This window comes from Actinoplanes sp. TBRC 11911, assembly GCF_012933445.1.
In the GTDB taxonomy this organism is placed as follows: Bacteria; Actinomycetota; Actinomycetes; order Mycobacteriales; family Micromonosporaceae; genus Actinoplanes.
Genome location: NZ_JABBNC010000025.1, coordinates 75161 through 100585, shown reverse-complemented (window position 1 = coordinate 100585; position 25425 = coordinate 75161). Strand labels below are relative to the sequence as shown.

Annotated in this window: 25 protein-coding genes and 1 pseudogene; 17 read left to right on the top strand and 9 right to left on the bottom strand. The window is 69.4% G+C overall.

The window, feature by feature from the left end; translation table 11 throughout:
- Positions 1–94: 94 nt before the first annotated feature.
- Together HH310_RS28775 and HH310_RS44190 are read right to left on the bottom strand one after the other, a co-directional pair.
- Entirely contained in the window at positions 95–1579 is a 1485-nt protein-coding gene (locus tag HH310_RS28775) for an ANTAR domain-containing protein (protein WP_169178817.1), read from the bottom strand.
- On the bottom strand, positions 1572–1964 hold the full coding sequence (locus HH310_RS44190) for an STAS domain-containing protein (RefSeq protein WP_169178816.1): 393 nt from the start codon (positions 1962–1964) through the stop codon (positions 1572–1574). Before HH310_RS44190 ends, HH310_RS28775 begins: the two co-directional genes overlap by 8 nt.
- Positions 1965–2141: 177 nt before the next feature.
- Here HH310_RS44190 and HH310_RS28765 point away from each other — a divergent pair, with 177 nt between their 5' ends.
- Positions 2142–2891, top strand: a complete 750-nt coding sequence (locus tag HH310_RS28765; protein WP_169178815.1) for a hypothetical protein — start codon at positions 2142–2144, stop codon at positions 2889–2891.
- Between the two features lie 7 nt (positions 2892–2898).
- On the opposite strand, the gene HH310_RS28760 is transcribed toward HH310_RS28765, so the two are convergent.
- On the bottom strand, positions 2899–3498 hold the full coding sequence (locus HH310_RS28760; RefSeq protein WP_312034388.1) for a helix-turn-helix domain-containing protein: 600 nt from the start codon (positions 3496–3498) through the stop codon (positions 2899–2901).
- A 57-nt stretch (positions 3499–3555) separates the two neighbouring features.
- Here HH310_RS28760 and HH310_RS28755 point away from each other — a divergent pair, with 57 nt between their 5' ends.
- The 11 genes and pseudogenes from HH310_RS28755 to HH310_RS28710 all read left to right on the top strand — a co-directional run bounded on the left by HH310_RS28755 (position 3556) and on the right by HH310_RS28710 (position 10514).
- Complete coding sequence (locus HH310_RS28755; protein WP_169178814.1) at positions 3556–5088, top strand: FAD-dependent monooxygenase; 1533 nt, start codon at positions 3556–3558, stop codon at positions 5086–5088.
- 9 nt (positions 5089–5097) lie between these two features.
- Positions 5098–5307, top strand: a complete 210-nt coding sequence (locus tag HH310_RS28750; RefSeq protein WP_169178813.1) for a LysR family transcriptional regulator — start codon at positions 5098–5100, stop codon at positions 5305–5307.
- Entirely contained in the window at positions 5249–6049 is an 801-nt protein-coding gene (locus HH310_RS28745) for a LysR family substrate-binding domain-containing protein (RefSeq protein WP_169178812.1), read from the top strand. Before HH310_RS28750 ends, HH310_RS28745 begins: the two co-directional genes overlap by 59 nt.
- Before the next feature lie 55 nt (positions 6050–6104).
- Entirely contained in the window at positions 6105–6620 is a 516-nt protein-coding gene (locus HH310_RS28740) for a hypothetical protein (RefSeq protein ID WP_169178811.1), read from the top strand.
- 3 nt (positions 6621–6623) lie between these two features.
- A complete protein-coding gene (locus HH310_RS44185) occupies positions 6624–6806 on the top strand; it encodes an NAD(P)-binding protein (protein ID WP_169178810.1) in 183 nt (60 codons plus the stop codon).
- 73 nt (positions 6807–6879) lie between these two features.
- Positions 6880–7098 carry a hypothetical protein gene (locus HH310_RS28730; RefSeq protein ID WP_169178809.1) on the top strand — a complete coding sequence of 73 codons (219 nt, stop codon included), beginning with the start codon at positions 6880–6882 and terminating at the stop codon, positions 7096–7098.
- A 223-nt stretch (positions 7099–7321) separates the two neighbouring features.
- A complete protein-coding gene (locus HH310_RS45525; protein ID WP_312034387.1) occupies positions 7322–7462 on the top strand; it encodes a hypothetical protein in 141 nt (46 codons plus the stop codon).
- 16 nt (positions 7463–7478) lie between these two features.
- A pseudogene (locus HH310_RS45520) lies at positions 7479–7730 on the top strand (sigma factor-like helix-turn-helix DNA-binding protein); the annotation flags it as partial.
- 442 nt (positions 7731–8172) lie between these two features.
- Positions 8173–8790 (top strand): hypothetical protein, encoded by a 618-nt coding sequence (locus HH310_RS28720; RefSeq protein ID WP_169178808.1) that lies wholly within the window; start codon positions 8173–8175, stop codon positions 8788–8790.
- A complete protein-coding gene (gene fxlM, locus HH310_RS28715; RefSeq protein WP_169178807.1) occupies positions 8757–9812 on the top strand; it encodes a methyltransferase, FxLD system in 1056 nt (351 codons plus the stop codon). Before HH310_RS28720 ends, fxlM begins: the two co-directional genes overlap by 34 nt.
- 282 nt (positions 9813–10094) lie before the next feature.
- The gene (locus HH310_RS28710; protein WP_169178806.1) at positions 10095–10514 is read left to right on the top strand and encodes a hypothetical protein; all 420 of its coding nucleotides are present in this window, start codon (positions 10095–10097) and stop codon (positions 10512–10514) included.
- Positions 10515–10516: 2 nt separating this feature from the next.
- On the opposite strand, the gene HH310_RS28705 is transcribed toward HH310_RS28710, so the two are convergent.
- The gene (locus HH310_RS28705) at positions 10517–11695 is read right to left on the bottom strand and encodes an epoxide hydrolase family protein (protein ID WP_169178805.1); all 1179 of its coding nucleotides are present in this window, start codon (positions 11693–11695) and stop codon (positions 10517–10519) included.
- Between the two features lie 96 nt (positions 11696–11791).
- Positions 11792–13489 (bottom strand): GH25 family lysozyme, encoded by a 1698-nt coding sequence (locus HH310_RS28700; protein WP_169178804.1) that lies wholly within the window; start codon positions 13487–13489, stop codon positions 11792–11794.
- A 218-nt stretch (positions 13490–13707) separates the two neighbouring features.
- On the opposite strand from HH310_RS28700, the gene HH310_RS28695 reads away from it, so the two are divergent.
- From HH310_RS28695 to HH310_RS28680, 4 genes are all read left to right on the top strand, one after another.
- Entirely contained in the window at positions 13708–15141 is a 1434-nt protein-coding gene (locus tag HH310_RS28695; protein WP_169178803.1) for an MFS transporter, read from the top strand.
- Positions 15142–15199: 58 nt separating this feature from the next.
- Positions 15200–15700, top strand: coding sequence for a GNAT family N-acetyltransferase (locus HH310_RS28690; protein ID WP_169178802.1), 501 nt, complete (start codon positions 15200–15202; stop codon positions 15698–15700).
- A 90-nt stretch (positions 15701–15790) separates the two neighbouring features.
- The gene (locus HH310_RS28685) at positions 15791–17818 is read left to right on the top strand and encodes a GAF domain-containing protein (RefSeq protein ID WP_169178801.1); all 2028 of its coding nucleotides are present in this window, start codon (positions 15791–15793) and stop codon (positions 17816–17818) included.
- A gap of 37 nt (positions 17819–17855) precedes the next feature.
- Positions 17856–18932, top strand: a complete 1077-nt coding sequence (locus HH310_RS28680; protein WP_312034384.1) for an NAD(P)-binding domain-containing protein — start codon at positions 17856–17858, stop codon at positions 18930–18932.
- Here the strand turns inward: HH310_RS28680 and HH310_RS28675 are convergent, their stop codons facing one another.
- The 3 genes from HH310_RS28675 to HH310_RS28665 all read right to left on the bottom strand — a co-directional run bounded on the left by HH310_RS28675 (position 18933) and on the right by HH310_RS28665 (position 22322).
- Entirely contained in the window at positions 18933–19730 is a 798-nt protein-coding gene (locus HH310_RS28675; RefSeq protein ID WP_169178799.1) for an SAM-dependent methyltransferase, read from the bottom strand. It abuts the gene before it with no gap.
- 61 nt (positions 19731–19791) lie between these two features.
- Entirely contained in the window at positions 19792–20637 is an 846-nt protein-coding gene (locus HH310_RS45515; protein WP_169178798.1) for a prephenate dehydratase domain-containing protein, read from the bottom strand.
- 35 nt (positions 20638–20672) lie between these two features.
- Positions 20673–22322 (bottom strand): DUF885 domain-containing protein, encoded by a 1650-nt coding sequence (locus HH310_RS28665; protein ID WP_169178797.1) that lies wholly within the window; start codon positions 22320–22322, stop codon positions 20673–20675.
- Positions 22323–22528: 206 nt separating this feature from the next.
- Between HH310_RS28665 and HH310_RS28660 the strand changes: the two genes are divergently transcribed.
- A complete protein-coding gene (locus HH310_RS28660; RefSeq protein ID WP_169178796.1) occupies positions 22529–25132 on the top strand; it encodes a bifunctional diguanylate cyclase/phosphodiesterase in 2604 nt (867 codons plus the stop codon).
- A gap of 1 nt (position 25133) precedes the next feature.
- Here HH310_RS28660 and HH310_RS28655 read toward each other — a convergent pair whose 3' ends face one another.
- Complete coding sequence (locus HH310_RS28655; protein ID WP_169178795.1) at positions 25134–25412, bottom strand: hypothetical protein; 279 nt, start codon at positions 25410–25412, stop codon at positions 25134–25136.
- Positions 25413–25425 lie beyond the last annotated feature (13 nt).

The following is a 25425-nucleotide window of genomic DNA, read 5'->3' as shown; positions in this document are numbered from 1 at the left end:
GATGCGGTTACGCACAAGTCGTAAGTAATGAGGCTCCCCTTCGGTTAGCCCGTGCCGGTGCGCTGGCGCGACGCTGCCCATCGAGCCGTAACGGCTATGTCGGCAGCTCTCCGGTCTCGGCCAACTGCTGCGCGACGTCGGTGAGCCGGCGGTTCAGCCGCTGCGACACCCGGCGCAACAGATCGAAGGCGTCCCCGGCGGACAGCCGCTGGCGTTCCATCAGGATGCCCTTGGCCTGCCCGATGATGTCCCGGCTGCTCAGTCCGCGATGCAGCGCGGCCTCCCGACGATCGACCTCGTCCTGCCGCTGCGCCACGGCCACGGCCACCGCCACGTACGAGGCCAGGATTGAACCGAACTCGTCGTCTTCGTCGCCGAACGCGTCCGGGGCCGCACCGTAGAGACTGAACGCTCCGAGCGCCGACCACCGGGCCGGCCGGTACACGAACAACCCGTAGCTGAGGGCGCTCGACACCCCGAGGTCGGCGGCAGTGGCAGCCAGGACCGGCCAGCGCCGCACCGCGGACAGGCCGGCCACATGGATCGGACGATCGCTCTCCATGGCTTCCGGCGCGGGACCGATGCCGGTCGCGAACTGGATGTTGTCGAGTTCGGCGGCGACCGCGTCACTGCTCACCGTGTCCACGACGCGTCCATGCTGGTACAACGTCACGCTCGCCCGCTCGCAGCCGGCCACCGCGCCGACGGTGAACTTCAGGACCTGCGCGAGCACCTCCCGCAGGTCGTCGTTGCCGAACAACTGCCGGGCCAGTGGAGCAAAACTCGCCAGCAACATCGGCCCGTACGCCTGTGGGCCCCACTCGGCCGCGGCACGTGCCCGATCGTGCGCGGCGGCACGCCGGTTGACCACGGCACGCTCCCGTCGCCGTTCACCGTCGGCGCGCGCCTCGGCGTCCGCCACCGGGTCCCGGCCGGTGTGCAGCCGCGCCGCCGCGGGCCGGCGGCCGCCCGGTCGCTGCTGATCGAAACTCCGCTCCCGATCGAACAGCTCCCGCTCCCGGTCGTCGGCCAGTTGCTCCCGGAGCTCGGCCGTCTCCTCGCGCCGGTCGGCGAGCGTGTCCCGATCGTCGGCCCGGGCGTCACGTTCGGCGGCGATGAAGTCCCGCCGATCGGACAGCCACGCGGATTCGTCAGGATCCGCTGTCTGTCCGGCGGTAACAGCGGTCGCCGCCCGCGCGCTCCCGGCAACGCGAAGAGCAGCACGGGCCCGGACCCGGTCGGCGGCCTCCCGCGTACGCTCCAGCTCCGCCTCGGCCCGGCGTACCGCCGCCTCGGCCCGGCGCAGCGCCGCCTCGGTCGCGGCCACCTCCATCGCGTCGTCGTTGGTCCCGGCCCGCGCCGCGTGGTCAACCTCTCGTTCGTCCTGGGCGTGTTCCTGCCGGTCGGCGGCGCGTTCCCGCTCGTCGGCCAGCGCCTCTCGCTCGTCGGCCAGCCGTTCCCGTTCGTCGGCCAACCGCTCGCGCTCGTCCGCGCCGGCCTCCCACAGGTCGGCCCGCCGCTTACGCTCCGCCGGCGAGACGTCGCCGCCGGACGCCGCCCTCCCGTCCGCCTCAGTCAAGCCCGGCCTCCCGCCATGACGTGCCGCCGTCGGTGACCAGCAGCGACTCGAGCCCGAGGACACGGAAAACCATTGCCGGCATGCCGTGCAGCCCCTCGACCTGCAACCGTCGGCCCCGGCTCGTCGCGGCCGTCCAAGCAGTAACGATGGCATCGACGCTGCGGGCGTCGACATAGCCTACGTCCGAAAAGTCGAGCACGATCGAGGTGGCGGCACCGGACTCGACGACGCTCATCAGTCGTTCGCGCAAGTCCTCCGCCGTGGCCAGATCCAGCTCGCCGGCCAGACAGATCACGTCGACCCAGCCGACCCGGCGCTGTGACCAGCAGAAAGGGCCTGCGTCCCGCTGCGGGATACGCATTTCAGAATCAGCGATTCTGGGCACCAGCCATCTCCTCTCGGAGCAATGGCTGGGTCATCAACCGCCCCCATCCTCCCCCCGAACGGGACCGCCCGCAACTTTGACCACTACGGGGCACGGAACCGAACTCGGATGTAAGCCAGCTCATATTGGACTCGGCGGTCCTCTCGGCAATATGAAAGCACGAGTTAAGCCCTGGAAATGAACCGGACGCTCGGGCACAAATCGTCGATGGCGGACGCTATCGATCGCCTGTCAGAGGAGGTTTCAGTGAGGTCGTCCATACCGGAATCACCGCTGACTCCCGCGCAGGTTTTGCGACTGACCGATGCGGGTGGCGCGCAGGCCGCGTGGATCACCCTGCTCACCACCGAGCATTACAATCTCCAGACCAAACGCGCCGCCACGATCAGCGAGGCCAATGGACGCGCGAGTGTGTTCATCGGTGCCGTGTCGGCGGGTCTGATCGCTCTGGGATTCCACGGCGGCGGGCATGATCGCTCGGCCAGCGTCACCGTGTTCGACGTCCTCGTCCTGACCTCGCTGGTGTTTCTGGGAGTGGTCAGCTTCTTACGCTGCCTCGAAATCGCCATCGACGACTGGGAGTTCGCGGGGCGGATCGCTCATTTGCGAGCGGCCTACGCCCAACTGGTACCCGAGCTGACCGTTCTGCTGGCCGCGTCGTGGGGCGAGGAGAAACTGAACATGATGCTGGCCGGCCGCTGGCGTCCCTTGCGCAAGATGCTCAGCGTGGCCGGCAGCATCGCCGTGATCACCGGCGTCGTCCTCGGCTCCGATGTCGGCGTGCTGCTCTACGGTCTCCATCTCCAGCTGTACGCGGCGATCGGGGCGGGCGTCGTCGTGGGCGCGGTGTTCATCACCGCCGCGGCGCACTACCAGTGGGCGCGCTGGTGCGAGGCGTCCCCGGCCGCGGAGTACCCAGCTGCGTAGCAATGCTCTAGGGCAGCAGCTGCGTGATCAGGGCGTCGGCGAGCCAGTTCTCGTAGCGGCCAGCGGTCCATCCGCGTTCGATGACCAGGGTTCGATATACCTCGGGCAGGACCAGCGTGAGATAGATGGCCACGCCGTCGTCGGTGCTGACGCCCGGTGCGAGGTGGGCGGCGATGGCTTCGACGTGGCGGCGGAAGGCGCGTTCGCGGTTGGCAGCGATGGTCCGCATGTCCCGCGCGATGTCCGGGTCGGTGCGGGCCGCTTCCTGGTAGATGTCGATGACGTCGTACATCTGCTCGAACTGCCGGCGCTGAATGTTCGCCGCCCGCCGGAGGCCGTCTCGGGGGTCCGGCTCCGCGAGGGCCTCTTCGTGGGCGCGGTCGATGTCGAGGGTGTCGGCGATCCCCCAGGCGATGGCCCGCAGTATGGCGGCCTTCCCGCCGAACGCCGAATAGATCGTCGGTGCCGGGATGTCGGCGGATTCCGCGATCGCGGCAATGGTCGTCGCCACGTAGCCCTGGCCGGCGAACAGGGCACGCGCTGCCGAGGCGATCTGCGCCTTCGTCGCCATCGCCTGACGTTGCCGGTGACCCTTCTTGACAACCACGGTGGGAGAGTATCACTGTCTTCATCATAGTCTCACTATGATGAAGGGAGCACCGCAATGGCTTCCGAAATGCTCGAGACACCCGTGCTCATCGTCGGCGGCGGCCCGGCCGGGCTGACCGCGTCGCTGCTGCTGTCCCGGCACGGCGTCGCATCCCTGCTGATCGACAAACGCGTGACCGGGTCGCCCCTCCCCCGGGCCCGCGGCGTGCACGCCCGGGCGATGGAGATCCTGCGAGTCTGCGGGGTCGAGCCCGACCTGCGGGCCGTCGAGCTGCCGATCACCCCCGGCGCCGAGTGGCGCACGGACCTGACGGGTTCGCCGCTGCGCGAGGACGTGCCGTCCGCCGGCCGGTCCCTGGTGAGCCCGTGTGAAGGGCTGTCGGTATCCCAGGATGTGTTCGAGTCGGTGCTGCGCGAGCACGCCGGCGGCTACCCGGCGGGGCAGCTGCGCACGGGTGCGCTGCTGGAGTCGTTCCAGATCGTCGACGGCGGTGTGCTGGCCACGGTGACCGAGCAGACCACGGGCCGTACGACGCGCGTCCGGGCACGATGGATGATCGCGGCCGACGGCGCCCGCAGCGGCATCCGCCGGCAACTCGGCATCGCCATGAACGGCCCCGAGGATCTCGGCCGGCAGACGATGATCGCGTTCCGGGCCGACCTGACCGCCCGGACCGGTGTACGCCCGCGCGGGATCTACTTCCTCACCGCCTCCGGAGCCGCGCTGATCTGGACCCACGCCGACGACCGTTGGGTGCTGAGCCAACCCGGCCCGATAGCCGCCGGCGACGACCCTGCGACCGTCGTCCGGCGCGTCCTCGGCCTTCCCGGCCTGACCCTGGACGTGCTGGGCACCAACGCGTGGACGGCCGCCGCGCAATCCGCTTCGCAGTACGCGTACGGGCCGGTGTTCCTGGCCGGCGACGCCGCCCACCGTTTCCCGCCCGCCGGCGCCACCGGGGTGAGCACCGCGATGCACGACGTACACAACCTCGCCTGGAAGATCGCCGCCGTCGTCCACCGCCACGGCGGCGAGAAGCTGCTGGACAGCTACGCCACCGAACGAGAACCGGTCGGCCGCCGCAACGCCGACGAGACCGGCACCGCCTGGACCCGGATCTTCACGGCGAACGGGGCGCCGTTCAACGGACGCAGCCTGGCCCAGATCGACATGGGCTACCAATACACCTCACCGGTCACCGCCGGCGACGGAAGCCCCGACGCCGACCCGCCCGGCGCCGACTACCGGCAGACCGCGGCACCGGGCTGCCGCGCCCCGCACCTGTGGCTCGCCGACGGATCGTCCACCATCGACCTGTTCGATCGCCGTTTCGTCCTGCTGACCGCCGAACCCGGCCACGCCTGGCGCGACGCCGTCGCCCGCTGCCCCGGCGCACCCGTCGACAGCCACGTCATGACCGAAACGCAATGGCCTGACCTGTACGGCGTGGCACCCGACGGTGCGGTCCTCGTCCGCCCCGACGGCCATGTCGCCTGGCGCAGCGCCACCGCATCCACCGACCCCGAGGCGGACTTCCAGACTGCCTGGACCACCAGCACGGGATTTGCCGCGACACCTCGCCGATAGTCTGGCGGCATGGCCGCGCCGTTCGACTCGTCCCTCGACCTGCGGTTGCTGTCGCCGTTTCTGGTTCTGGCCCAGGAACTGCATTTCTCGCGGGCCGCGCAGCGATTGCATATCGCCCAGCCGGCGCTGAGCCAGCAGGTAGCCAGGCTGGAGCGTGCGCTTGTTCGACCGTCCGCCACGACCGATCGCGCTGACCGCGGCCGGCCAAGCGTTGCTTGACCGCGTCACCCCGGCGCTCGCGATGGTGGAGCAGGGCGTCGCGGAGAGCAGAGCGACGGCCGGCGAGCAATCCGAGACCCTCACCGTCAGCCATCTGAGCTCGTTCGCCGTACGCCTGGTCCCCCTGATCGTCGGCACCCTGCGCGCCACGCATCCGCGGCTGCTGCTGACGCTGCACGAAGCCAGCCTTCCCGAGCAGCTCGCGGCGTTGCGCGCCGGACGTGTCCAGATCGGGCTGGTCCACACCAACACCGATCTGCCCCTGCTCATCCCGGACCTGCGCGCCGTGACGATCGCCACCGGCCCGCGCATGATCATGGTGCCCGCGGGGCATCCCCTGGCGGTCAAGGACGCGGTCGTGCTGTCCGACGCGGCAACGCAGCCCTTCGTGCTTCCGTCCGGCGACGGGCAGACGGGCTACCGCGCCGGGATCGAGCGCACCTGCCGGCGGTACGGCTTCACCCCGCTGCCGGCCGCGCAGGCCAACGACACGGGCGTCATCGTCGAGCTGGTCGCGGCCGGCATGGGTGTCGCTCTGCTGCCCTGGTTTGCCGCCACCGACCTGCCCCGTGACGTGGTTGCCCGGCCGCTCGCCGACGAACGGTGCGAGCTCGTGGCGCTCACCACCCCACACGCTCCCCGTACGGCAAGCGCCCTTATCGCCGCTGCCCGCGAGGCGGTAGAAAAGTTGACCACCGCGGTCAGTCGATCGCCCGCCACCGGCGCTGATGCACGGATGTGATCGTCCATGCATAACCATTCTTGGCGGCGGAATCACCGCCGGGCATCGTGGCGGCATGACATCGACAACCCCTACCGGCAACACGGCCGCGTCCAGCGATCCCGTACTGAGCCCAGGATTGCCGCCCCGCGATGCCGAGGACGCGAACGCCAACGACATACGCCGTTTCGTCTACACCTGGTTCACGCTGTTCGAACACCGGGCTCCGGCCGAGCAGCTCGCCACGCACCTGGCAACCGGCGAACACCTCACCCTGGTCATCCCCGGCACTGAGCCGATGCATGACATCGAGCAATTCACCGCCTGGTACAAGCAACTGCTGGCCAACACGCAGTGGAACTTCCACGAGTTGTCGAACCTCAGGGTCAACTATTCTGGCGACGACGCCTATGACGTCACGTTCGACGTCGACTGGCAGGGCGCCGTCACCGAGGCTTCGGCGTGGCCGACCAATCTGCCGGAGCAGCGTTTCCGCTTCGCGCTACGCCAATGGTGGCGGGTCATGGTGGGCCCGGGCGGCGCGCTGGACAGCCCGTTCACCATCGCCGACCTCGTCACCGAAGCCCGATAGTTCATGGCCACAACAGGTTACGACCACGTGATCATCGGGGCCGGTAGCAGCGGATCCGTCCTGGCCAACCGGCTCACCAAGGACTCTGACGTCCGCGTCCTGCTGCTGGAGGCCGGACCCGCCGACGACCTGCGGACCATTGACATCCCAGCCGCCATGATCCAGCTGGGATCTCCGGGGCGCTGACGTCGCCGAGTACGGATCGCCATCACGGCCGACCGGTTGTAGCTTGCAAGTAAAAGGCGAGCGGGGTAGCACGATGTCGAAGCGTTGGCAAGATCTCAGTCAGGCGCAGCGCCGCTCCATCATCGGGATGACGGTCGCCGAGACCGCGTTCAAGGCCGCGATGTTGATCGACCTCAAGCGTCGGCGAGCGAACGAGGTGCGCGGTCCTAAGTGGCTATGGGCTTCAACTGCCCTCATCAACTCCGCAGGGATCGCGCCAGCCGCGTACTTCCTTGTCGGCCGGATTAAGTAAGCCACTGTCGCCTGGCGTTGGCCGGGGCGATCCGGCGTCTGAGCGCCGGTGTTCCCAGCTGCGGGTGCTCCATGTAGACGACCATGTCGAAAGACGACCAGGCGGCCCGGTGTCGTCCAGTGGTCGAACTCAGCCGCGGCCAGGGCAGGCGCAGGCCCGTACCACCTCCTGTGCCGCGTTCCCGTCTTATCAGGCGAGGCATCGACAGAGGGGGAATGCATGGATGACAGTCGGACCCGCGTACCTGGCCTATTTCGACGGACAGCTGACGGCGCTCCGGCGCATGGCGTACCTGCTCTGCGGGGACGGCGACCAGGCTGACGACCTGGTCCAGGAGACCGTCACCAAGGTGTACGCACGCTGAGGGCGGATTCTCCCGCGTGGACAACATCGACGCGTACGTGCACACGGTCCTCGTCCGGGCGTTCCTGGACGAGCGCAGGCGCGGCTGGTGCCGGGTCCGCCTGCTCGCCTCGGCACCCGACCATCCCGCCCCCGCGCACCCACCGGTCGAGGACCGCACCGTGGTACGAGCCGTACTCGCCCGGATCCCGCTCCGGCAGCAGGCCGTCCTTATCCTGCGCTTCCTCTGCGACCTCCCGGTGGCTGAGGTGGCCGACATCCTCGGCTGCTCCCCGGGGACGGTGAAAAGCCAGACCGCCCGGGCCTCGGAGCGGCTGCGTGCCGCCCTGCCGGACACGCTGATGGGAGCCGATCGCGCCGCAGGACGCGGCAGACGGCGGTGTCTGGATGCAGGTGCAGATCTGGGACGCCCGCGCGTGGAGCCAGCAGGACATCGTGGAGTTCGCCGACGGCATCCACGTGCAGCCCAGGGCGGTTCGCGGGCGCGGCTGACCGGGACCACGCACCCTGACCGGCCATCCGAGCCCGTTGCGCAGCCCGCGCAACGGGCTCGGGCGCAACCGGACATCGCCCAGTTCGCCGCCGTCGGCCGCAAGGAATAGTCGCCCGCTTTTCGTAGCCCAATCCTGGCCTGTCATCCGGGCGCGGCCCTGCCTAATTTGGTGGGGTGCCCAGGACCATTTGGGTTTCACGTGCGTTAGGGGGATTCCTGTGCGAACACTGATCAAACGTCTGTCTGTTATGGCCGCGAGCGTCGTCGCCGCGACGGCGGCAATGGTTGCTAGCGGTGTCAATGCACCTGCGTCGGCCGCCGGCCCGGCACCATGTCCGATCAACCACGTCTGCTTCTACGAGTACTTCCACGACAACAATGGAAACCCGCAGCGCGCGGGAAGCATGTCCGATCAGACAAGCCAGCTTATGGGACATCCGAAGACCATTACCGCAAACGTCGACCAGGCATTCGAGTATGGAACCGGTTCGGTGCAACTCGACGTATTCGGCTCGATCACCGACTTCAGTAAGAATAGCCATTTCACCAACGGTCACCTGATCGACGACAAGGTCTCGTTTGTGGACAATGAGACTGATCAGTGCCTCATGATGTGGGGAAATCCGGGCTTCCAAATTCCGGACGGCCACCTCAGTGAAGCGGTTCTGTTCGGGCCACATACCGCGAAGGCTATGGTCGGCTACAACCTCGGCAGGGATGACAACAAGTTCTCCTCCGCGGCCGTGACGAAGCAAACGGCACCGAGCCGGTGCGACGCGTACGCATCCAGTGGCAACTATGAGTGGATGACCAGCCCCTTCAATCACCACAGCTAGACACCTTCGTGGTGCATGAATGGTCGTTGGGCGACGTGGCCTCACACCCGGACGTCGTCGCCGAGATGCTCGACATGCTCGACGTGCACGAGGGACACAACGTCCTGGAAATCGGCGCCGGCACGGGCTACAACGCGGCCCTGCTGAAAACCCTTACCGGCCCAACCGGCTCGGTCACCACCGTCGACATCAACGCCGACGTCACCGCCGCAGCCCGCCACCACCTCGACGACACCGGCTTCCACAACGTCAAGGTGATCACCCGAGATGGCGCTGATGGGGCACCGGAGGGCGCCCCCTACGACCGGATCATCGTCACCGTAGGAGCATGGGACGTCCCGCACGCTTGGTGGGATCAGCTCAAACCTGACGGTCGGCTCGTGCTGCCGTTACGCTGGCGCGGCACCAGCCGCGCGGTGTCCCTCGTGAAGCAGACTGACCGATTGGTCGCCGACCGGACTTCGCTGTGCGGATTCGTGCCGATGCTGGGCCAGTACGGCGAGCGCAGGCACACCATCGACGCCGACGGCCTGGTCACGATCCACTACGACATCGACCAGGCCGACGCGCTCAACGGCATCGACGGCGTTCGCAACCGCGAGAAAACCCAGGTGTGGAGCGATCTGACGGTCGGAAGCGAAGAACCGTTCGACCTGCTGTGGATGCATTTGAGCGCCACGCATCCCGGCACCGCCCGCATCCAGGCCGACCGGAAGGCCGTCGACTCCGGACTGTGCATGCCCGCCGTGCCCATCCGATCGCCAGCACTCATTGGTCGAGGGTCGCTGGCGTACTTCTCCATCCGCCGCACCGACGAGCCCGGCCGCTGGGAACTCGGAGCCATCGGTCACGGACGCGCCGGCCACAAACTCGCAGAGTTCATCGTCGGCCAGATCCGCCAATGGGATACCGATCGGTTGGCTGATCCGGCGCTTACGATTTATCCGGGTAACGTGGCGCTTTGCGCAACCGAACGTGGGGTCGTCAACAAGAAAGAGACCCAACTGCGCATTCAGTATTGACATACGGGTCAACTTAATCTGGCCGCACGGCACTGGCCGACAGTCGTGCGCTGCCAGTAAAGCGGGCGAATAGGTAGTGCTACCTCGCGTTTGAGCGTTTATGGTTGAGATTGAAACAATCCTACTCGTAACCCAGCTGATGCGCTTGCGTATTCCGCGACTGACCTTTCAGTGACGTCTCGATTTCGCGCCAATAAGACCAGCGTTCAGCAATGTAGCGCTTGCGCTCGTCGGTCATCATCACTGATCTGCTGGTCGCCTCGGCTGGGTCGCCAAGGAGAAGTGGCGGCGGCCTGGCTGCACGACATCGGCTACGCACCGGCACTGCAGACCACCGGATTCCATCCCCTTGACGGCGCCCTTTACCTGCACGCCCGCCAGTGGCCGATGGCCGTCGCCGCCCTGGTCGCCCACCACTCGGGCGCCGCCGAGGTCGCCGCCGTCCGCGGCCTGGTCGGCGCAGTCGCCGGATTCCCGCCGCCGGCCCTCGCGGTGGGCGACGCTCTCACCTACGCCGACCAGACCGTCGGACCCGACGGCGACAGCGTGACCTTCGCCGAACGCCTCGCCGACATGCTCCGCCGGCACGGCCCGGACTCGGCCAACGCCATCGCCCACGCCCGCCGCGAGCCGGTGCTGCGCGCCGCCGTCAATCGGGTGGACCGACGCCTCGCCGCGCTCGGCCAACCCTCATACTCCTGAAGCTATCGAAGCGGGCGGAACGCGGCCTGCAGCTCCGCCGCGAACAGCTCCGGCTCCTCCCACGCCGCGAAGTGCCCACCCCGCGCCGCCTCGCCGAAATAGTTGAGCGTGGGATAGGACTTCTCGGCCCAGCTACGCGGTGTCCGCCAGATCTCGCCCGGGAACGTGCTGAAGCCGACCGGCACCCGCGGTGCCGGCAACGGCGCACTGCCCGCGGTGGGTGCGTCCGGCCCGTACGCCTCCCAATAGGACCGCGCCGCCGACGCACCCGTGCCGGTCAGCCAGTACGCCGTGATGTTGTCGAGAATGTGGTCCGGGGTGAGGTTGCCCGAGGACTGCCCGTCCACGAACGCGTGCCCGATCTTGTAGTAGGCGTCGGTGTCGTGGTCGATCATCCAGGCGGCCAGCGCGGCCGGCGAGTCCAGCAGCGCGTACCCGATCGTCTGCGGCCGCGAGGCCATCTCCACGAAATAGCCGTTTCCGCTGGTCTGGAACAGCTTGATCGCGGCGAGCGCGGCCCGCTCCTCCTCGGTGGCGTCCGGCAGCACGGACGGATCGTTGAGCGCCGGCACGAGCAGGTTGGTGTGGATGCCGATCAACCCGTCCGGGCCGATCCGGCCCATCGCGTCGGTGACGCCGGCGCCAACGTCACCGCCCTGCGCCACGTACCGGTCGTAACCCAGCCGCCGCATCAGCTCGGCCCACGCACGAGCCGTACGCGCGAGGTCCCACCCGGTCTGGACCGGCTCACCCGAGAAGCCGTACCCGGGCAGCGACGGCAGCACCAGGTGGAACGCGTCCGCAGGGGTGCTCGGATCGGTCAGCGGCCCGACCGAGTCGAGCATCTCGACGACCGAACCCGGCCACCCATGCGTCATGATCAGCGGCAGCGCGTCCGGATTCTCGGACCGGACGTGCAGGAAGTGGATGGTCACGCCGTCGATCTCGGTGGTGAACTGCGGCAGCGCGTTCAGCCGGGACTCGACCCGCCGCAGGTCGTACTCCTTCTCCCAGTACTGATGCAGCGCCGCCATGGTGGCCAGCTGCACCCCCTGCGAGCGGTCACCGACGAGTTCCTGCGACGGCCAGCGGGTCGTCGCCAGCCGGCGACGCAGATCGTCGAGCGCCTCGTCACGGAAACGCACGGTGAACGGCCGGATCTGCTGCTCGAGCGAGGTCATGGCACGCACTGCCCTTCGGGAGAATCGACGCGAAGATGCCGTCCACCAGCCTGCCAAGGATTGGCGGGGCACGACCCAGGGAGAAACCCTGGTCGGTCAACTGGTGGGCAGCACGTCGAGGGCGCCGCCGTACTGGTAGCTGCCGTAGAGCTGCACCCCGCGGTGCGGGCTCTTGACGTTCCACTGGCCCTTGGCGGTGCGGTAGACCACGATGTCGGCGAACCCGTCACCGTCGTAGTCGCCGGTGGCCGGCACGTCGGAAGCGTCCCCACCGTACGCGTAGGCGGCGTACAGCTGCGCGTTGCGGCTGGTGCTCTTTATCCACCACTGGCCCAGGCCCTTGCGGTAGAGCACGATGTCATCCTTGCCGTCCCCGTCGAAGTCGCCCGCCAGCGGGATGTCGGTGGGGTTGCCGCCGTAGGCGTAGCCGCTGACCAACGTGACCCCGCGATGCAGGCTCTTGATGTTCCACAGCCCGCCGCCGTACACCGCGGCGTCGGCGTAACCGTCGCCGTCGAAATCGCCGACCACCGGCAGGTCCGTGGCGCCGCCGAGCACCGTACCGCCGTACAGCTGAAGGTTGCGGCTGAGGCTCTTGACCCACCACTGGCCCGCGGATTGACGGTAGAGCGCGATGTCGTCGATCCCGTCACCGTCGAAATCGCCGACGAGCGGAATATCGCTGGCATTTCCCCCGTACGGGTAATCGGTGGCCAGGTCGACGCCGCGGTATTGGCTGCGGATGTTCCATTGGCCGTGATTGTAGAGCGCGATGTCGGCATGCCCGTCACCGTCGAAGTCCCCGGTGAGCGGCACGTCGCCCGGTTCGCCGCCGTAGACGTAACTGCCGCGGATCTGGGTGCCGGTGGCGGCGTTGAGGAGGTTCCAGAAACCGTTCGGCGGGCGGTAAAGCGTGAACTCGCTGCGCCGGTCGGCGTCGAAATCGTTGGCGGTGCGGGCAATCGGCTTACCCGCCAGGGTGGCCAGTCCGGCGACCGAGCCGTTGAACACGTTGCGGTCCACGTTGCCGGTGATGCCCGCGACGGTGCCGCTGCTGGTGTACTGCCAGACGGTGAAGGTGGCCCAGCCGGCCGAGACGGTTCCCGGCGTGCTGGCGTACGCGGCATGGTCCAGTGGCAGCGAGGCGAACGCCTTGCTGTTGCCGGTGCAGGGGTTCCACCAGTTCGGGTTCGTGTAGATCATCGGTTTGGTGCCGGTGCGCCGTTGCACCTCCGCGACGAAGGCCTGGATCCAGGTCACCATCTGGGCCGGCGTCAACCCGTAGCAGGGTGACGGGCTGCCCGATCCCGCGTACGGCCATTCGATGTCCAGCATCGGCGGCAGCGTGCGGCCGTCGTGGACGTATTGCGCGTGGTCGAGGAAGAAGTCGGCCTGGACGGTGCCGGTGCTTTTGTCGGGCAGGGCGAAATGGTACGCGCCGACGTACAGGCCGGCGCTTTTCGCCGCCAGGTAGTTGGTGCTGAAGGTCGGGTCGACGGTAGCGGTGTTGTCGGTTGCCTTGAGGATGGCGAATTTCTCACCGGACGCCGCGACCTGGGGCCAGTTGATCGTGCCTTGGAAGTGCGACACGTCGACACCGTCGACGCTGAATCCGGCCGGTGTCGAGACGGTCGGCGTCGGCACCAGGCCGGTGTTGTTGCCGGGTCGTCCGAAACCGGCGTGCGCTTGGCCGTCACCGGCCGTCCCAGCGGCCTGGGCCGGAACGACCGGAGCGATGAATAGCGCGGCCGCAACTGTTGCGCCGGCGAGAAAATGTTTACCGAAAAGGGGCACGCCCTAAAGTCGGATGATTCATTTCATCCGGGAACTCGCCCGGTAAATTCGGGGGGAACCGTCCGGATACATCGGACGGCCGCATTTTGTGAAGTGTCTGCTGGACAGGTCCGCCTGTTTGTCGCTTAATTGACGGCCCCGCCGCGGTGACGTTGGCGGTGCGCTCGGTGACTTCTACCGTCCCCATCGGACTTCGCCGACGAAACATGGGGGGCCTCATGCAACACAACCGCCGGTGGTGGGCGCTGGTCGCGGTGTCACTCGCCACCTTCATGACGTATCTCGACAACAACGTGGTGAACGTCGCGTTGCCGTCGATCCAGCGCGATCTGCATCTGAGCATCGAGGGGCTCGAATGGATCGCGAGCGCGTACATCCTGGTGCTGGCCGGTCTGTTGCTGGCCGGCGGCCGGATCGGCGACGTGCTGGGGATGCGCGGCACGTTCTACGGCGGACTGGCGGTGTTCACCGTCGCCTCGGTGGTCGCCGGCCTGGCGCAGAACCAGGAGATGCTGATCGGTGCGCGAGCCGTGCAGGGCCTGGGCGCCGCGCTGCTCACGCCGGCCTCGCTGGCGTTGCTCCCGGCGCTGTTCCCGGACCCGCGCGAACGCGGCGCGGCGATCGGCATCTGGGGTGGCGTGAGCGCGCTCGCGCTGGCCGTGGGTCCGCTCACCGGCGGCTGGTTGAGCGAGCACGCCTCGTGGGGCTGGATCTTCCTGATCAACGCGCCGGTCGGTGTCGTCACCGGCCTCCTGGCCGCGGTCACCGTGCCCGCGGTGGAGCGGCAACGGTCGCGCGGCCTGGACGTGCCCGGCATCGCGGCGTCGTCACTCGGCCTGTTCGCGGTGACGTGGGGTCTCATCGAGGGCGAGTCCCGGGGCTGGACGTCGGCCGGGATTCTCGGCGCGTTCGGGTTCGCGCTGGTGGCCGCCATCGCCTTCCTCGTCATCGAGAAGCGCTCGAAGAACCCGATGATCGAGCTCGGTTTCTTCCGCCTGCGGGTGTTCACCGGCGGCCTGGTCGCGATGGGGCTGTGGGCGTTCAGCGTCTTCGGCATCTACTTCTACACGGCCATCTACCTGCAGAACGTGCTGGGCTTCTCGCCGACCAAGGCGGGCGCCTCGTTCGTGCCGATGGCGCTGCTGATGGCGGTGACCGCGATTCTCGCCCCGCGGCTGGAGGCGCGGTTCGGGGCCGGCCCCACGGTGGCGCTCGCGCTGCTTCTGATGGGAATCGCCGAGGCCGCGATCGCGACGTACGGCGAGGGCACGACCTATGTGGACCTGCTGCCGTGGATCCTGCTGCTCGGCGTCGGCGGTGGCATGGTGATCCCGCTGAACAACGTGATCGTCGGGGCGCTGCCGGCTAACCGCGCCGGAATCGCCTCGGGCATGCTCAATGTGTCGCGCGAGGTGTTCGGGCTGCTGGGCATCACGATTCTCGGGGCGATTCTGACCAGCCGGTCGAACGGCGCCACCGGCAGCGAACTGCATCGCTATCTGCACGGCTACCAGACCGCCATGATCGTCGCCACGGTTCTGGTGGTCGCGGGCGTGCCGGTAAGCCTGTGGGCGCTGCGGTCGATGCGGTCCCCGGCACCGGAAGCGGCCGAAAGCCCGCGGTGGGCTTCCTCACCCGGGGCCCGCGGGTAAACGGTGGCAGGATCGGCCAGGCTGATTGACGCAAGCTACTTCGGGGGCAGGGCTTCAGATGGCATTCGAGATACGGCCGGTTCAGGTACGGGACTACGGAGGGCTCGGGCACGTCACCGCCGAGGTCTACGCCGTGGTGTATCCGCCGATCGAAGAGGCCCGCAAGGCCGTACGGGAAATGCGTGATGTGACCGCCCGGGTGGCGGAGGCCGAAACGACGTTCGTGGCGGTCGAGCCCGGCGACGGGAAGGTCCTCGGCGGCGTCTCGTTCGTGTTGAGCGGCAACAAGCACGCCAATGTCGCCCGGCCGGGTGAAGGCGAATTCCGGCTGCTGGCGGTCGACCCGGCGGCGCGCGGGCAGGGCGTGGGTCAGGCCCTCGTGCAGGCCTGCCTGGACCGGGGTGCCGAGCTCGGCCTCGAGCGGGTGGTGCTGCTGACCCAGGAGGACATGCTGGAGGCACAGCGGCTGTACGACCGGATGGGGTTCAAGCGGGTGACCGACCGTGACTGGGAGCCCGTGCCCGGCGTTCGGCTGTGGGCGTACGCCTTCGAGGTGTGAGCGGAACCGCGTGGTGATGTGCGTCACGCTGGGCCGGTCGGGGGCGCCGGGTATTTCGTCACGCCCCGCGACGGTGGCAGCCTCGGAGACGTGCAATTAAGAACCCGCCGCCTCCCGTTATCGGCCGAGGTGGCGTTGTCGATCCTCGCCGCCGTGGCAGCGTTCGCGGTGGCGGGTGTCGTCTGCGCGGCGGCCCGGCACAGTCACGTGCCGGGGCTGGTCCTCGGGCTGGCGCTGCTGGCCGTCGTGCTGGCGATCGCGCGGACGGCCGGGATCATGTATGCGCTGCCCGTCGGCGTGGTGGCCACCGAGGCGTACGACTGGTTCTTTCTGCCGCCGCTGCGCACGCTCGACGCGGGTGCCTTCTCGGTGCTCGGGCTGCTGATCGCGATGGCGGTGATCGTCGGGGCGGTGACCACGACGATCGCCCGCAACGCCGTCGAGTCGGAGCGGGCCCGGGGCAATCTGGCCGATGAGCAGGCCGCGCTGCGGCGGGTCGCCACCCTGGTCGCCGCCGGTGCCCGGCCGTCCGAGGTGTTCCAGGCGGTCGCCGACGAGCTCGCCCGCCTGCTCGGCGCCGACTCCAGCTTCGTGGCGCGGCTCGACGACTCCGACCCGGCGAAGGGCGAGGAGCCGCGGATCACCATCGTCGGCTCGTACGGGCGGTTGACCGCCGCCACCCCGGTCGGGACCAGGGTCGCGCTCGAAGAGGGCATGATGATGCGGACCGCCGTCGACACCGGCCGGGCCGCCTCGTTATCGGGCGCCGGTCTGCAGATCGGGCCGTTCGGCGCGGTCGCGGCCGACCTGGGCCTGAACAAGGGCATCTCGACGCCGGTGATGGTGGGCTCGCGGCTGTGGGGCGTGGTCGTGGTCGGCACCAACGGCGACTTCCAGCCCGGCGCCGAGTCGCGCATCGCCGACTTCATCGAGCTGGCCGCGATCGCGATCGCCAACACCGAGGCCGACGAGCAGCTTCGCGAGCTGGCCGACACGCAGGCGTCGTTACGCCGGCTGGCGCTGCTCATCGCGCAGGGCGAGCAGCCGGAACGCGTGTTCGCCGCGGTCACCAAGGAGGTGCTGCGCCAGTTCGGCGACGAGGGCGGCACCGCTCGGCTGTTACGCTACGAACTGGATGGCACCGCCACTTTACTGGCGAACGAGGGCAGCTCCGGGCCGCACGTCGTGGTCGGCGGGCGCTGGGAGATCCGGCCGCATTCGGGCCTGTTCGAGACCGTCCGCCGGACCGGGCGGCCGGCTCGCGTCGACGACTACCGCACGCTTCCCGGCGGCAGCGCGTTCGCGCGGGAAGGGCTGGTCTCGGCGGTCGGCGTGCCGGTCCACGTCAACGGCCGGCTGTGGGGGCTCATCGCGGTCGGCACCAGCCACGACCGGCTGGCCCCCGACCTGGAGGCCCGGCTGACCGAGTTCACCGACCTGGTGGCCACCGCGGTCGCGGACGCGCAAAGCCGGGCCGAGCTGACCAACTCCCGCGCCCGGATCGTGGCCGCCTCCGACGAGACCCGCCGGCGCATCGAGCGCGACCTGCACGACGGTGTCCAGCAGAGCCTGGTCACCCTGGCGCTGCGCCTGCGCACGGCGGCCTCGGACCTGGCGATCGAGGGCAAGGCCGGCGCCGAGGGCCAGGACGGCGAAGAGCTGGCCGACGTCGCCACCGGCCTGATGACGGTCATCGACGAGTTACGGGAGCTGTCCCGGGGCATCCACCCGGCCGTGCTGTCCGACTCCGGCCTGCGGCCCGCGCTGCGCGCCCTCGCCCGCCGCGCCCCGGTGCCGATGAACGTCGAGGTGCACTTCGACGAGCGGCTCACCACCGCAGTCGAGGTCGGCGCCTACTACGTGGTCTCGGAGATGCTGACGAACGCCGTGAAGCACGCCGACGCCTCCACGGTCGACGTCGACGCCGAGGTGACGGACTGTGTGCTGACGCTGCGGGTGCACGACGACGGCACCGGCGGCGCCGACCCGGAACGCGGCACCGGGCTGCTCGGGCTCAAGGACCGGATCGAGGCCCTGGGCGGCCGCTTCGACGTGCACAGCCCGGTGGGCGGCGGCACCACGGTCATCTGCCGCATCCCGACCTGCCGGCCGGCCTAAAGGGCATAAAACGATCACCCCGCGGGTTGGGATGCCCGTGAGTGATGCGGCGACGGTGGTGGTCATCGGTGGCGGGCAGTCCGGTCTCTCGGCCGGCTACCACCTGAAACGGCGCGGGTTCGGCAGCGCGCTGGACGAACCGGCCGGCGACCGCACGTTCGTGGTGCTCGACGCCGCTCCCGCCCCGGGCGGCGCCTGGCTCGAGCGCTGGGAGTCGCTGCGGATGGCGACCGTCAACGGGATCTTCGATCTCCCGGGCTTTCCCAAGCCGCCGCTGGACCCGGAGGAGCCGAGCCGCACCGCGGTGCCCCGCTACTTCGCGAACTTCGAGCGCCGGACGGAGCTGCCGATCGTACGGCCGATCCAGGTCAGCGCGGTCCGACCGGGCCCGGACGACAAACTGATCGTCGAGACGAACCGGCAACAATGGGTCACCGAGGCGATCATCAACGCCACCGGCACCTGGACCAACCCGGTGCGCCCGCACTACCCGGGCCAGGAGACCTTCACCGGCCTCCAGCTGCACACCCACGACTACGTGTCGGCCAAGGAACTCGCCGGGCTGCGCGTCGCGGTGGTCGGCGGCGGGATCTCCGCGATACAGCTGCTCGAGGAGATCTCCCGGGTGGCGAGGACCGCCTGGTACACCCGTCGTCCGCCGGTCTTCCGGGACGGCCAGTTCGAGCCCGAGGTGACCGGTCGCGAGATCATCGCCAAGGTGATCGCCGACGTCGAGAACGGCCGGCCCACCGGGAGCGTCGTCTCCTACACCGACCTGGCCTGGACACCGTACGCGCTGGCGGCGAAGGCGCGTGGGGCCCTCGAACGGCGCCCGATGTTCACCGCGATCGAAGCTCACGGCGTACGGGAATGGGATGGGTCTTTCACGTCGGTGGACGCCATCGTCTGGGCCACCGGTTTCAAAGCAGCACTCGCCCATCTGGACCCGTTGGGGCTGCGGAACGAGCGGGGCGGCATCCGGTTGATCGGGACTCAGGTGGCCGACGATCCGCGGGTGCACCTGATCGGCTTCGGCCCGTCGCAGTCCACGGTGGGGTCGAACCGGGCCGGCCGGGACGCGGTGCAGGCCCTGGTCGGCCACCTGCGAAAATGACTACGGCTTGCGGCCGACCGCGCCGTACTGCTCGACCTCGCGCGCCTCGTCCTCCGGCCGCCACCGGGTGACCGGCACCAGACCGGGCTCGACGATCTCGAGACCCTCGAAGAACGCGGCGAGGCGATCGGTGTCGCGCAGGTAATACGGCAGGGCGGCGGACTCGTTCCAGATGCGCGCCGCCTCGACCACTTCGGGCGTGATCGGCGCGCTGTCGTAGATGGCGAGGTAGCTGCCGGAGGGCACCGCGTCCAGCGCCTTGCGCACCATGGCCTGGGCGACGGCGTCGTCCTCGACGTGCCCGAGCACGCCCATGAACAGAACCGCGACCGGCTCGGAGAAGTCCAGCGTGAGCGCGGCCTCGCTGAGCACCAGGTCGATGTCGTGCATGTCGGCGTCGACGTAGCTGGTGATGCCCTCGGGCTTGCTGGTCAGCAGCGCCCGGGCGTGGGTGAGCACCAGCGGGTCGTTGTCGACGTAGACGATCCGGCTCTCCGGCGCGACCGACTGCGCGACCTCGTGGGTGTTGTTGGCGGTGGGCAGGCCCGTCCCGATGTCGAGGAACTGCCGCACACCGGCCTCGCCGGCCAGGTAGCGCACCGCGCGGGTCAGATACGCGCGGCTGAGCCGGGCGTTCTCGGCCAGTTCCGGCTGACCGACGAGAATCTGTTCGCCGACCGCCCGGTCCACGGCGAAGTTGTCCTTGCCGCCGAGCAGGTAGTTCCAGATCCGCGCGGTGTGCGGGACCGAAGTGTCCAGTTGCGGGAATTGCTGCTCGTCGTTCGACACGCGCGTCATCCTCTTCGGACGGAACAATGCCGATTGATCATAGACCGTCCCGGCCCGGGCGGCGAACCCCCTAAAGTTCCGGCATGGTGGCGGCGACATAACTGCCCAGAACGGTCACCGTGCAGCCCATGTCCTCCAGGTCACTGAGCGCCTGCCGGGTGCGGTCCTCGCCTATGCCGCCGCCGAAATCCAGATAGAACATGTACGACTGTGGTTTGCCGACGATGGGCCGCGAGGTGAGCAAGGACAGGTTCAGCCCCTGCGCCGCGAACGCGCCGAGCGCGCCGTGCAGCGAGCCGGGCTGGTTGGGCGCCTCGATGACGATCGAGGTCTTGTCGCCGTCACGCTGCTCGGTCAGGTCGCGGGTCAGCACCACGAACCGGGTGAAATTGTGGTGATTCGTCTCGATGCCGCGCCGCAGGATCTGCATGCCGTGCATCTCCGCGGCCGCGGCCGAGGCGATCGCGGCCCGGTGGATGTCGCCGGACGCTTTGACGTCGGCGACGCTCCCGGCCGTGTCCGGGTGTTCGAAACGAGCGGCATCCGGAAGCGCGGAGTCGAGGAAATCCTCGCATTGCGAGAGCGCCACCGGATGCGAGTAGACCTCGGTGACATCGGCCAGGGTGGCGCCCGGCATCCCGATCAGGCATTGCTCGATGCGCAGGATCACCTCGCCGCGAATCAGCGACGGCCGCACCTGCAGCAGGTCGTAGACGTCGTTGATGGTCCCGTGCAGCGAATTCTCGATGGCGCAGACGGCGTAATCGGCGCGCCCCTCTTCCAGCGCGTCGAACACCAGGCGGAACGGCAGGTCACAAAAGATGGTGTCGATGTCGTCGCCGAAGTATTGGCGGGCGGCGACGTCATGGAAAGACGCCGCCTGACCTTGGATCGCGATGGTGGGCCGGGAGTTCACGGGCTACACGCTACAGCGCACGTCACATTCCCGGCCTATAGGACGGCCAGCGTCTCGTACAGGTCGTCCAGACCCTGCGAGCCCAGCGACAACGCCGCCATGTGCCAGGCCTTGAGGTCGAACGCCTCGCCACGCGCCGCGCGGGCCGCGTCCCGGCCCCGCAGCCAGGTGCGCTCGCCCAGCTTGTAGCCGATGGCCTGGCCGGGCATGCCCAGGTAGCGGATCAGTTCGCCGTCGAGGAACTCGTCGTCCAGCCCGCTGTAGCGGCCGAGGAACTCGCGGGCCGCCTCCGGGGTGACCGGCGACCCGGGCCGGAACGGCGAGTCCGCCGGGAAGTCGAACCGCAGGTGCATGCCGATGTCGATGATCACCCGGATCAGGCGCAGCATCTGCGAGGACAGGTAACCCAGACGGGTGGCCGGCGTGGTGTGGTAGCCCAGTTCGTCCATCAGCAGCTCGGCGTAGAGCGCCCAGCCCTCGACGTTCGCCGACACCTCGCCCAGCGACACCTGATAGGTGGACAGCCGGTCCGCGACGTAACGCCACTGCGCGAGCTGCAGGTGATGCCCGGGAACGCCCTCGTGATACCACCCGGAGGTGAGGAACCACAGCGGGAACCGCGTCTCGTCGCCGACCGGCAGCCACGTCCGGCCCGGGCGGGAGAAGTCCAGCGACGGCACCGTGTAGTAGGGCGCCGGGGCACTGCCGGCCGGTGCGATCATCGCCTGCACCCGGGCGACCGGCTCGGCCAGGTCGAAGTGCGTGCCCTGCAGGTCGCCGATCGTGCGGTCCATCAGGTCCTGCAGGAACTCCCGCATCGCCTCGACGCCCTCGATCGCCGGGCCCTCGGTCTTCAGGTATTCCGCGGCCGCGACCGGCGTGGCGCCGGGCAGCACCTTCTCGGCCTCCACGCGCATCTCGGCGTCGAGCTTGCGAAATTCATCCCAGGCCCACGCGTACGCCTCGTCCAGGTCGAAATCGGCGCCGTTCCAGTACCGCGACCAGAGCCGGTAGCGTTCCCGGCCGACCGCGTCCGGGGTGCCCGCCGCCGCGGGGGCATACTCCTCGGCGAGCCAGCCGCGCAGCCGGGACAGCGAGGCGGTGGCCTGGAACGCCGCATTGTCGAGCTCGGCGCGCAGCGCCTGCGGGCCCGGCGCGACGACGTCGGCGAACCAGGCGGTGTTCACCCACGTGTTGAGCTGGTCGATCATGGTGGAGACCTGGCGTGGGGCGGACAGGAGACCCTTGCGCGCGCCAAGTTCCAGGGTGGTGCGGAAGCCGTCGACCGTCTCCGGGACGCGGCGCATCCGGCGGGCGAGCACCGCCCACTGGTCGTCGGTCTCGGTCGGCATCTGCACGAAGATCTCGCGCATGCGGTGGATCGGCGACATGAGGTTCCGCAGCGCCCGCAGGTCCTCCCCCGCGTCATGGATCGCCAGCTGCGCATCCAGGCGTTCGCGTAGCAGGCGGGCGCAGCGCGCCTCGTCGGGATCGCCGGCCGGGGCGGCGTCGAGCCGGGCCAGCGTGCGGCGGGCAAGCTCGGCCGCGGCTTCCAGACCGGCCGGCGACAGGTCGGGCAGGTGGTCGTCGTCCGGGTTGATGCCGAGCTCGACGGCGGTGGCCGGGTCGAGTTCGGCGAGGTCGGCGACGTACGCGTCGGCGAGGTGGCGAGGAGTGTCGGGCATATCAGCCTCTACGTGTGGCGGGCGGGGTTGTTCCGGCGTGCGACCGTCGATCGCTGTCGCAACGACGCGCCGGCCACCGGCTATTCGCCCAAGTTCGGGCGGGCAACGCAAAAAGCATGCGTCGCCGTGACCGTGGCGCCAAATCACTCGTTGGACGATACGGTGCATCAGAATTACCCCTCCCCCCGGTGGTTCGAGTGAGATCGATGGCAGGCTTCCGACGGCGATCCGCGCTGCTCGCGTTCGTCGCCGTGAGCACGCTCGTCGTGGCGGCGATCCTGCTACCGGCCCGCGCCGTCGCCGGCCTGCTGATCGCCTGCTCGGGCGCGTTCGCCGTGGTGATGATCCGGGCCGTACGGACCCGGCGCGCGGCCGGCCCGCACCCGCGTGCGCTGTCGCTGGCGGCCGGCATCCTGCTCACCGCGCTCGCCGGGGCGGCGGCCGCGCTCGCCGTCCTGATCGCACCCGACGTGCTGGTCGCCGGCGGTGTGCCGCTGCCCGCGGAGATCCCGCTGGTCACGCTGTTCTTCGTGGCCGGCGCCTATCTCCCCGCGACGCTGCGCCCGCATCAGCGGCGTGACCTGCTCGCCCGGTTACGCGCGGCGCTGGACATGCTCGGGCTGACCGCGTGCCTGATCTTCACGCCGTGGCTGGTGCTGACGCACGGCGACGAGCAGCGCGGGGCGACCATGACCGCGCTGATCCTGGGCGCCACCGCCGCCGCGGTCGTCGCGGTCAGTGGCGTGCACGCGATCCGGCACCGGGCGGCGCTTCAGTGGTGCGGGCCGGGCGCGGCGTTGTCGCTGGTCGGGCTCACCGCGCTGGTCATCGGAATGGATTATCAGGGCGAGCCGAACGCGGCGATCGCGGCGCTGGCCGGCGGCCTCGCGGTGAACGTGGCCGCCGCGCTCATGTGGTATGGATCGGTGCGGATCCGGCCGGACGCCCGCCCGATTCCGCCGGCCGGCAGCGAACCGTCCGCCGGTTTCCCGTTGCTGGCGTTGCCGATCCTGGGATCCGCGCTGGCCACCGTGTACCACCTCATCACCGGCGGCCGTCTGGACCCGGTGGCGATCATCCTGGGGACCGTCGCGATCACGGCGGTGGCGACCCGGGAGTGGGTGTCCGCGATCGTGTTGCGCCGGCACGCCGACCACCTCACCGACCAGGGCAACCGGTTGCGCAGCCTGGTGTTCGGCTCGGCGGACGTGGCGATGATCCTGGACGCCGACCTGGCGGTGCGCTGGCAGTCACCGGCCGCCGCGCGGCAGTTCGGACTGTCCGATCAGGACGTTCTCGGGCGAACCGCGTCGGCCCTCGTGCATCCCGGCCAGGCGGACGCCCTGCACGCCCACCTCACCGAGCGGATGGTCCACCACGACCCCACCCCCTTCCCGGTACGCCTCCGCGACGGCTTCGGCCGCTGGCGTGACACCGAATGGACCACCAGCGGCGGCGACCCGGCGGAACCCGGCCGCACGCTGGTCGTGCACGTCCGGGACGTGAGCGACCTGCGCAGCCTGGAACAGGCGCTCCGCGACGCGAGCCACCTCGATCAGCAGACCGGCCTGGCGAACCGCGAGGGGCTGCGCCGGGCCGGCGAGCTCACCCCGGACACCGGCGCGATGATCGTGATCGAGCTGGGCGGGCTCGCCGCGATCGGTGACGTGCACGGTCCGGACCTCGCCGAGGTGGTCGTGGCGGAGGCCGCGCGCCGGCTACGCACCCGGATGGCCGGCGGCGACGTGCCGGCCCGGCTGAGCGAGACCCGGTTCGCGGTGCTGACCCGCAGCGGCGCGGTCCGCGCGCACCTGCTCGCGAGCCAGCTCCTCACCGCGCTGACCACGCCCTATTCGGCGGCCGGCACCGCGGCCCACCTGTCCGCCTGGGCCGGGCTCGCCGACCTGACCGCGCAGGTGGACATCGACGAGGTCATCCGCCGGGCCGGGCTGGCGATGCGGTCGGTGCGGTCCGGGCCGCCCGGCGCCGTCGAATGGTACGACGAGCAGATGGAGATCAAGCTCCGCCGCCGTTCCACTCTGGAGCGAGACCTGCCCGGCGCCGTGCAACGCGGCGCCCTGGAGCTGAACTTCCAGCTCGTGGTCGAGCTGCCGGGCGGCCGGCCGGTCGGCGTCGAGTCGCTGCTGACCTGGCGGCATCCCACCCAGGGCGTGGTGAGCGCCGACGAGCTGCTCGCGCCGGCCGAGGATCTGGGACTGCTCGCCGAGATCGGCCAGTGGACGCTGCATCGTTCGTGCCGGTTGCTGGCGGACTGGCGGCGCCAGCACGAGGATCTCTGGGTCGCGATCAACGTCCGTCCCCGCGAGCTGGTCGATCCGGCGTTTCAGGCCGCCATGCAGACCGCCCTGGAAACGCATCAGATCCCGCCGTCGGCCCTGGTCGTCGAGGTGTCCGAGCGCGACCTGATCGACCAGCAGCCGGCGGTCGAAGACCTGGCCGCGCAGCTCGGCCGGTTGCGCGCGCAGGGCGTCCGGACGGCGGTGGACAACTTCGGGGCCGGCCCGACGTCGCTGAGCCGGCTACGCATCCTGCCGATCGACCTGCTCAAGGTCGACCGGGACGTGTTCGGCCAGCCGGCCGGCACGCTGCCGCAGATCGGCGCGGTGATGGACGTGACCGTGGCGCTCGGCCGCCGGCTCGGCATGGAGGTGATCGCGCACGGGCTGCAGCAGAGCGAGGATCTGGAGGTCGTGCAGGCGGCCGGATGCCGGCTCGGCCAGGGCGACCTGCTGGGCAAGCCGATGCCCGCCGAGCACCTGGAAGCGCTGCTGGAACGGCAACCGCGCTGACTCAGTAGGCGCCGGCGATGATCTCGCGGATCGCCACGGAACGCACCTCGAAGACGTCGAAAACGCCGGCCGCGGCCATTCCAGGTGCCAGTTCCCGCAGTTGCCCGGCGACGGCTTCGTAGTCCGCGCTGCCCGGGTTCAATGTGGACAGGGTCCGCGCGTTCTCGATGAACGCGGCAACTGTGCCCTTACGAACCTGTACCCCGCCGTTCGCGACGTAGGTGCTGGCGGAGTCCGGAATCGCGTCCTCGGGGCGCACGACCTTGCTGCTGTCACTCATGAGATCTCACGGT

Excerpts from the sequence above, each read along its gene's own strand:
- HH310_RS28765 (WP_169178815.1), top strand. The coding sequence starts at position 2,142 with ATGAACCGGACGCTCGGGCACAAATCGTCGATGGCGGACGCTATCGAT.
- HH310_RS28755 (WP_169178814.1), top strand. The coding sequence starts at position 3,556 with ATGGCTTCCGAAATGCTCGAGACACCCGTGCTCATCGTCGGCGGCGGC.
- HH310_RS28750 (WP_169178813.1), top strand. The coding sequence starts at position 5,098 with ATGGCCGCGCCGTTCGACTCGTCCCTCGACCTGCGGTTGCTGTCGCCG.
- HH310_RS28740 (WP_169178811.1), top strand. The coding sequence starts at position 6,105 with ATGACATCGACAACCCCTACCGGCAACACGGCCGCGTCCAGCGATCCC.
- HH310_RS44185 (WP_169178810.1), top strand. The coding sequence starts at position 6,624 with ATGGCCACAACAGGTTACGACCACGTGATCATCGGGGCCGGTAGCAGC.
- HH310_RS28730 (WP_169178809.1), top strand. The coding sequence starts at position 6,880 with ATGTCGAAGCGTTGGCAAGATCTCAGTCAGGCGCAGCGCCGCTCCATC.
- HH310_RS45525 (WP_312034387.1), top strand. The coding sequence starts at position 7,322 with ATGACAGTCGGACCCGCGTACCTGGCCTATTTCGACGGACAGCTGACG.
- HH310_RS28705 (WP_169178805.1), bottom strand. The coding sequence starts at position 11,695 with ATGACCTCGCTCGAGCAGCAGATCCGGCCGTTCACCGTGCGTTTCCGT.
- HH310_RS28695 (WP_169178803.1), top strand. The coding sequence starts at position 13,708 with ATGCAACACAACCGCCGGTGGTGGGCGCTGGTCGCGGTGTCACTCGCC.
- HH310_RS28690 (WP_169178802.1), top strand. The coding sequence starts at position 15,200 with ATGGCATTCGAGATACGGCCGGTTCAGGTACGGGACTACGGAGGGCTC.
- HH310_RS28675 (WP_169178799.1), bottom strand. The coding sequence starts at position 19,730 with ATGACGCGCGTGTCGAACGACGAGCAGCAATTCCCGCAACTGGACACT.
- HH310_RS28665 (WP_169178797.1), bottom strand. The coding sequence starts at position 22,322 with ATGCCCGACACTCCTCGCCACCTCGCCGACGCGTACGTCGCCGACCTC.
- HH310_RS28660 (WP_169178796.1), top strand. The coding sequence starts at position 22,529 with ATGGCAGGCTTCCGACGGCGATCCGCGCTGCTCGCGTTCGTCGCCGTG.
- HH310_RS28655 (WP_169178795.1), bottom strand. The coding sequence starts at position 25,412 with ATGAGTGACAGCAGCAAGGTCGTGCGCCCCGAGGACGCGATTCCGGAC.